This is a genomic window from Streptomyces sp. NPDC005181, assembly GCF_040608395.1.
Lineage (GTDB): Bacteria > Actinomycetota > Actinomycetes > Streptomycetales > Streptomycetaceae > Streptomyces.
In genome coordinates, this window is sequence record NZ_JBEXID010000079.1 from 24487 (window position 1) to 31089 (window position 6603).

At 68.8% G+C, this 6603-nt stretch carries 6 protein-coding genes; 4 read left to right on the forward strand and 2 right to left on the reverse strand.

The genetic code is table 11. The features are described 5' to 3' along the window. Positions 1-255: 255 nt before the first annotated feature. Positions 256-756 carry a carboxymuconolactone decarboxylase family protein gene (locus tag ABZV38_RS32100; RefSeq protein ID WP_356331956.1) on the reverse strand — a complete coding sequence of 167 codons (501 nt, stop codon included), beginning with the start codon at positions 754-756 and terminating at the stop codon, positions 256-258. A 47-nt stretch (positions 757-803) separates the two neighbouring features. Here ABZV38_RS32100 and ABZV38_RS32105 point away from each other — a divergent pair, with 47 nt between their 5' ends. Further along, entirely contained in the window at positions 804-2243 is a 1440-nt protein-coding gene (locus ABZV38_RS32105; protein ID WP_356331957.1) for a PLP-dependent aminotransferase family protein, read from the forward strand. 230 nt (positions 2244-2473) lie between these two features. Here ABZV38_RS32105 and ABZV38_RS32110 read toward each other — a convergent pair whose 3' ends face one another. After that, positions 2474-3013, reverse strand: a complete 540-nt coding sequence (locus tag ABZV38_RS32110) for a TIGR00730 family Rossman fold protein (RefSeq protein WP_356331962.1) — start codon at positions 3011-3013, stop codon at positions 2474-2476. Between the two features lie 213 nt (positions 3014-3226). Between ABZV38_RS32110 and ABZV38_RS32115 the strand changes: the two genes are divergently transcribed. The 3 genes from ABZV38_RS32115 to ABZV38_RS32125 all read left to right on the forward strand — a co-directional run bounded on the left by ABZV38_RS32115 (position 3227) and on the right by ABZV38_RS32125 (position 6180). Further along, positions 3227-3646, forward strand: coding sequence for an arsenate reductase ArsC (locus ABZV38_RS32115; RefSeq protein ID WP_356331958.1), 420 nt, complete (start codon positions 3227-3229; stop codon positions 3644-3646). A 225-nt stretch (positions 3647-3871) separates the two neighbouring features. Next, positions 3872-4153 carry a hypothetical protein gene (locus ABZV38_RS32120; RefSeq protein ID WP_356331959.1) on the forward strand — a complete coding sequence of 94 codons (282 nt, stop codon included), beginning with the start codon at positions 3872-3874 and terminating at the stop codon, positions 4151-4153. Positions 4154-4659: 506 nt separating this feature from the next. After that, entirely contained in the window at positions 4660-6180 is a 1521-nt protein-coding gene (locus tag ABZV38_RS32125) for a hypothetical protein (RefSeq protein WP_356331960.1), read from the forward strand. Positions 6181-6603: the final 423 nt, after the last annotated feature.

Consider the following 6603-nt stretch of genomic DNA (forward strand, 5'->3'; position numbering starts at 1 on the left):
TTATCTGCAGGAAGACTTCAAACGAGTCCGGCGGCCGACGATCCATCAGCCGCCCACCAGGGCTGATCAGGGCTTAGCGCCGGTTTTCGTTCCGATGTTCCTCAACCCCCTGGCCGGTCCCGGGACACCCGCCGAACAAGCAGGCCCGGCCGGTCCCGGCCGCACGTCCGCCCGGACCACCGGCGCCCGGATGCGAGTCCGCGCCATGCGTTCGCCGGCCCCGTCGCGTACGGCTGCGGACGCGGGGCCCATCGGTCAGGTGGCGGGTGTGTAGTGACCGGGGACGAGGCGGGTGGACACCCCGAAGCGGTTCCACGCGTTGATCGTCGTGATCGCAACGATGAGGCGGGCCAGCTCGCTCTCGTCGAACTCCGTCGCGGCCCGCGCGTACACCTCGTCCGGCACGAACCCGTCCGTGAGCACGGTGACCGCCTCGGTCAGCTCGATCGCCGCGATCTCCTTGGCCGTGTAGAAGTGCCTGGACTCCCGCCAGGCGTCGAGCTGGAAGATCCGCTCCACCGACTCGCCTGCCGCAAGCGCATCCTTGCTGTGCATGTCCAGGCAGAAGGCACAGTGATTGATCTGAGAGGCGCGGATCTTGACCAGGTTCAGCAGGACGGGCTCGACTCCCTGCTTCGCCGCCGTATCCAGGCGGACCATGGCCTTGAATGCATCCGGGGCGAGCTGCGCCCAGTCCAGACGCGGTGCGTGCTCGGGAAGACGTTCCAGGCTTTCGTGTGCTTCGTTCGTGTTCATGGCTGCAACGCTACGCACCCAGTGGTACTGAAGTAGGGTCCATTTCCGTGACGGATTCACAGACCAATTCACAGGCCGGCCCGCCCTCCGAACCCGGCGCCGACCTCCATCTGGAACTGCGCGGACCGGGACTGCGCGCCGGGCTCACGAACGCCCTCCGGGATGCCGTGCGCACGGGGCGCCTGGCGCCCGGCACCCGACTGCCACCATCCCGCGCGCTCGCCGCCGATCTCGGTGTCTCCCGCAACACGGTGACCGACTCCTACGCCGAACTCGTCGCGGAGGGCTGGCTCACCGCCCAGCAGGGATCGGGGACCCGGGTGGCCGCGCGGGCCGAGCCGCGCCGGGCCACACCCGCCGCCCCCCGCGCGCAGCCGACCCGGAAACATCCCATGTACGGCCTGCAGCCGGGTTCACCGGACCTCGCGAACTTCCCCCGCGCGCAATGGCTCACCGCTGCCCGCCGCGCCCTGACCGCGGCACCAAACGACGCCTTCGGCTACGGCGACGCCCTCGGCCAGATCCGACTGCGCACTGCCCTCGCGGACTATCTGGCGCGGGCCCGCGGAGTGTACGCCGAGCCGGAGCGGATCGTCATCTGCTCCGGCTTCCACCACGGGCTTGCGCTGATGGCACAGGCGCTGAAGGCGCGGCAGGTACGGGCGGTGGCCGTCGAGTCGTACGGACTCGACCTCTATCGCGACCTTCTGACCGGTGCCGGCCTGAGCACCGCGCCCGTCTACGTCGACGAACACGGCGCACGCACCGACGACTTGGCGCGGTTGGACGGCATCGGCGCGGTACTGATGACACCCGCCCACCAGTACCCGACGGGGGTCGCGCTGCGCCCGGACCGTCGCACGGCGGCTGTCGAGTGGGCGCGGCGCACCGGCGGTCTGATCCTGGAGGACGATTACGACGGGGAGTTCAGATACGACCGTCAGCCGGTGGGCGCCCTGCAGGGCCTCGACCCCGACCGGGTGGTGTACTTCGGCTCGGTAAGCAAGTCACTGGCGCCCGGGGTTCGGCTCGGCTGGATGGTCCTGCCGGAGGAACTGGTCCCGGAGATCGTCGCAGCCAAGGGGTACGGCGACTACATGTCGAGTGCGCTGGAACAGCTGACGCTCGCGGAGTTCCTGACGTCAGGCGCGTACGACCGTCATGTGCGCTCGATGCGGCTGCACTACCGGCGCCGCCGCGACCAACTGGTCACGGCCCTGGCCCAGAGGGCCCCCCGCGTCCGCGTGACCGGTATGGCCGCCGGACTGCAAGCGGTCCTCGAACTCCCACACGGAACGGAGCGCCCGGTCGTCCAGGCGGCAGCGCGGCAGGGCCTCGCAGTCAGTGGGCTCGCGGAGTTCCGCTACGAAGCGTCGGAGTCCGGCCGGCGGCTGCCCGAACAGGACGCCCTCGTGGTGAACTACGCGGCTCCCTCGGACAGTGCGTGGACGGGTGCGCTGGACACCCTGTGCAGGGTGATGCCCTAGACGCGGGGTTGATGCTGTAGGCAGGGCCGTCGTGACGCGGATGCTGTCTCAGGTGGCCGAACACCGGGGCCCGATGCACTCGACCCGCCGGCCCCTTCCCGTGCGCGGTCGGCGTCATGAACCGAACCAGCCCTCGTGACCACGGTTGAGCAGGCGGCGGGCGACCGCTGCGCCGCCTCCGGAACCGGCCTCGCAGCATCAGGCGAGCGCGGCACACCGCCGTGGTCGACTCACCGCAATCCAACGGATTCCTCCAGGTAGGCGAAGGCGTCGGCAGCTGCGTCGGCGGGGAAGAACAACTCGTCCAGGGGCAGCGGCAAGAATCCCTCCTCCTCCATCCGGCGGAGTTGGAGTGTCAGACCGTCGTAGAAACCAGCCGTGTTCAGCAGCACCACCGGCTTGTCGTGCAGGCCGTGCTTCCTCAGCTCCAGGATCTCGGTCACCGCGTCCAGCGTGCCCAGGCCGCCCGCCATCACGACCACCGCGTCCGCGCGGGCGAGCAGCAGGGCCTTCCGTCCGGCGAGATCATCGGCGAACACCATCTCGTCGGCGTCCTGCCTGGCCCACTCCCGCAGAAAGGTGACCGAGACCCCCACGAGCCGCCCTCCGGTCTCCCGCACCCCATCGGCGACGACCTTCATCAGCCCGGTATCGGATCCACCCCACACCAAGGTGTGACCGCCCTTGCCGAGCAGCTCCGCCAGCTCGCGGGCAGGCCGGGTGTAGCGCTCGTCGAGGTCTGCGGCGGAGAGGAATACACAGATTTTCATCGTGGTGGGCGCTGCTGTCGTCATGATCCCGACCGTACGTACTGGACATCCCGGCCGCATGGACCAATTCCCGGGTGGCGGACGGGACCAATTCGCCGATCGGTCCAGCCCTCGCCGTCCTCTTCGGCCGCCCCGCCCCCGCTGCAGCGATCGTTGCCGTCCCTCCCGGTGAGCACGAACTCGCCACCACCAGCCACTGACCAAGGAAGACCCGTGAGCACTCCCGCCGTTCCGTCCGTGCTGTTCGTCTGTGTCCACAACGCCGGCCGCTCCCAGATGGCCGCCGCCTTCCTCACCCACCTCGCCGGCGACCGGGTCGAGGTCCGCTCGGCCGGATCCGCCCCCGCCGACGCGGTCAACGCCGCCGTGGTCGACGCCATGCGCGAAGCCGGGATCGACATCGCCGCAGAGGTTCCGAAGGTGCTCACCACCGAGGCCATCCAGGCCTTCGACGTGGTGATCACCATGGGCTGCGGCGACGCCTGCCCCTACTTCCCCGGCAAGCGCTATCTGGACTGGCAGCTCGACGACCCCGCCGGCCAAGGAGTCGACGCGGTCCGCCCGATCCGCGACGAGATCGAGCAGCGCATCAAGGGCCTCCTCTCCGAACTCGGCTTCGAGACGCGCGCATGAGCACCGGCGTCCCCATCCGTGTTGTCGGCATGCTGCCCGAGCACGCCGACCGGACCCCTCACGATCCACCAGCTCGGCATTGAGTTGATTGCATCCTGAAATTGCTGGTCACGGGCCTGGTGTGGGTCGGGGGTGGCGTCCTCGTGCTGGTCGACGAGGTGATCGGTAGCGGGTGATCGTTTGCCGTGTCGCCGGTTTGCCGGAAATGCCTGCCGTGGTTGTCCCGTGCTCGTACTGTCCGCGGGGAATGGGGAGTTCGCGGACGGGAGGGTCTTGCTGGTGGCCGAGGTGCTGACGTGGGTGATGCAGCGGCGGATCGTGCTGGCGGAGCGGGCCGAGCGGCTGCGCAAGGAGCTGGTGGAGATCGACGTCGAGGTGCTCCGGCTGGAGGCGGCCGAGCGAGGACGCCATCAGCTGCTCGACCAGAGCATCAACCTGCCCGGCCGGGACCCCCTCGGCCTCGACGAGGAGCAGCTCGCCAGGCTCGGACTCACCTGGGCGTCATAGATGCAGAGCCGCTGGTGCAGGAGTGTCTACTCGGCGTGAGTCACCGGATGGCGCGTCGAATTGGCTTGGGGGATTCGGGTTGAGCCGGTTGTGAGCGATTCCCGCGTAGGACATCCCCAGTGAGGCGGTGAGGACCTTGGCGTCGAGTTCGCCTGCGAGGGTGAGTAGGCGGGTGGAGCGCAGGATACGGGGCAGGATGTCGACGGGGGCGAGGCCGTCGCGGACGTGAGCGGCGCCGGCGGGTCCGCGGTGGGTCCGGTTGAGCCGGGTGACGAGCAGGTGGGGGTTGCCCGAGCCGAGTGTGAGCGATCACGATTTCCGTCTCCGCCGGCGATCTTGTGATGCCGCACGGCGAGCTCGCCGTGCAGGCGAATAATCATTCCGGTTTGTCCATTGGGGTCCGGTACGCATAGATTTCCACCGTGCTGCCCGCGAACTGTTTGCTTTCAGCTCGCAGTTGAGCGACAACGCGACCCGTCATCATCGGCTGGGAGGCCCCCGCCCACATGTCCGGAACCGTCGACCGGTGGACCACCACACTGCGCAGAGCCTGGAGGGCCGGCACGCTGTGGCCGTGGTGCCTGGCGGCCATCGCGGCGGCCTGCGGCTACGCGGTGGCCACCGTCTTTCACCCCGGATACCTCAGCGCGGACAGCAACACCCAGCTGTGGCAGGCGCTGGGGGACGAGCCGGTGAACGACTGGCATCCGCCGGTGATGGCGCTTGCGTGGCGGACCATCATCCAGATCACAGGGGACTTCTCGGCCATGGCCGCTCTGCAGGCCGCCGTGCTGTGGGGGACGCTGTGGGTCCTCGCCCAGCTGGTGTGGAAGAAGACCGGCAGCCGCGGGCTCTCCCTCGCGGTGCTGGCCGTCGGCTTCGCGCCGCACATCATGAACCTCACGGGAGTGGTGTGGAAGGACGTGCACCTGGCGTACGCGCTCCTCGCAGTCTTCGCGATCGCGCTCACCGTGCGTGAGCTGCCACAGGGCCGGGCCAAGACCCGCTGGGCCCTGCTGGTGCTGGGTGTGCTGTTCCTCGCGTACGCCGCCCTCGTACGGAAGAACGGTTTCCCCGCCGTGATCCCGGTCTTCGCCCTGTTGGTCCTCGCGGCGTGGCCCGCCCCGGGCCGACGCCGCTGGCTGGCCGCCACCGGTGTCTTCGTCGCGGTCGTGATCGTTGGCAGCGCCGGTGTGTCCGCGGCCACTGCCCCGTTGGCCACCCGCGTGTACGCGGTGATCCCGGTGGACGATCTCGTCCACGTGCTCACCCCGGCCCAGGTGCGCGCCGCCGCCGAACAGGCCGGCGCGAGCGCGGACTTGCGTGACCGCCTGGTCACCACCGCCGTCAACTGCCAGAAGCAGCACATCACCTCCGATGCGTACCTGCGGTGCTACCCGCACCGCCGGCCATTCGACGTGACGCATCTGAATCAGCACGCCGACGTTGTCGTCCGGATGTGGACGCAGCAGATGCCGCAGCACTGGAAGGGCTACGCCGAGTACCGGGTCCGGGTCTTCACCAAGCTGCTCTTCCAGAGCAACCAGGTCTTCCGTAACGGCACCTATGTCAATGCCGGCGCCCGACTACACCCCGAGGTGCAGAAGACGCCGCTGAACGACACACTGAGGTCCGCTCTGCAGAACTATGTGACCGGTTTCGCCCGCGACCTGCCGATGCTTTTCCAGGGCTGGTTCTGGCTGGCCGTCTCGCTGGTGCTTGTGCTGCGTCGCCGGTGGACCGGCCCTTACACCCGGGAACTCCGGCTCCTCGGGGCCAGTTCCCTCCTGTACGTCCTCGCCTACCTGCCCACGGCGCCCGAGTCCAACTACCGTTATGTGTACTGGCCCGCGCTCTCCGGTACTGTCGCACTCGCACTCATCGCGATCGCCTTCGTGGCGCGTCGCCGCGCGGCGGCCGACGGCCCCGCCGGTGAGCCGGACGCCCGCCCCACCGTGCCGCCGGCCGGCCGGGCCCCCGAGGCTGCCTCGGCGGGACCGCGCGAGGACGCCGGCGTCGCCGTGTGACCGCCCGCTGATCCGGGACTTCAATGCCTTTCGGTGCTCAGAGGTCGTTTCCTCCCGGTGTTTCATCCCGGAATCAGCAAGGCCGTTCTATCTTGAAAGTTGAAGGTCAAGAGGGATGGTGTGGGGGCCGGTTGAGGGTTCGCAGCCGGTCTGGGCCTTGATCACTTCGTGGTGGTCATCCGTCACCGGGAGACCTCGGCATTGGCCGGGCAGTGTCCCCTTGCCCAGCCGGACGCTGACATCGCCGGCCTTGACCGGCTCCGCCGCACCGGCCACCACCTGCATGATCGCCTCAGCACCCGAACCTCAACACCGTTGCGTTTGAGTGTTGAGCGGCAGGTCAAGCCCTGGTGAATGAGCAACGGGACGTCCTGATAGATCAACTTGTTGCTGAGGCAAGGCGATCATCGGGAGTCCCGTTGC

What these genes read in the sequence shown, in the direction of transcription:
- ABZV38_RS32125 (WP_356331960.1), top strand. Translation starts at nt 4,660, where the DNA reads ATGTCCGGAACCGTCGACCGGTGGACCACCACACTGCGCAGAGCCTGG.
- ABZV38_RS32100 (WP_356331956.1), bottom strand. Translation starts at nt 756, where the DNA reads ATGAACACGAACGAAGCACACGAAAGCCTGGAACGTCTTCCCGAGCAC.
- ABZV38_RS32110 (WP_356331962.1), bottom strand. Translation starts at nt 3,013, where the DNA reads ATGAAAATCTGTGTATTCCTCTCCGCCGCAGACCTCGACGAGCGCTAC.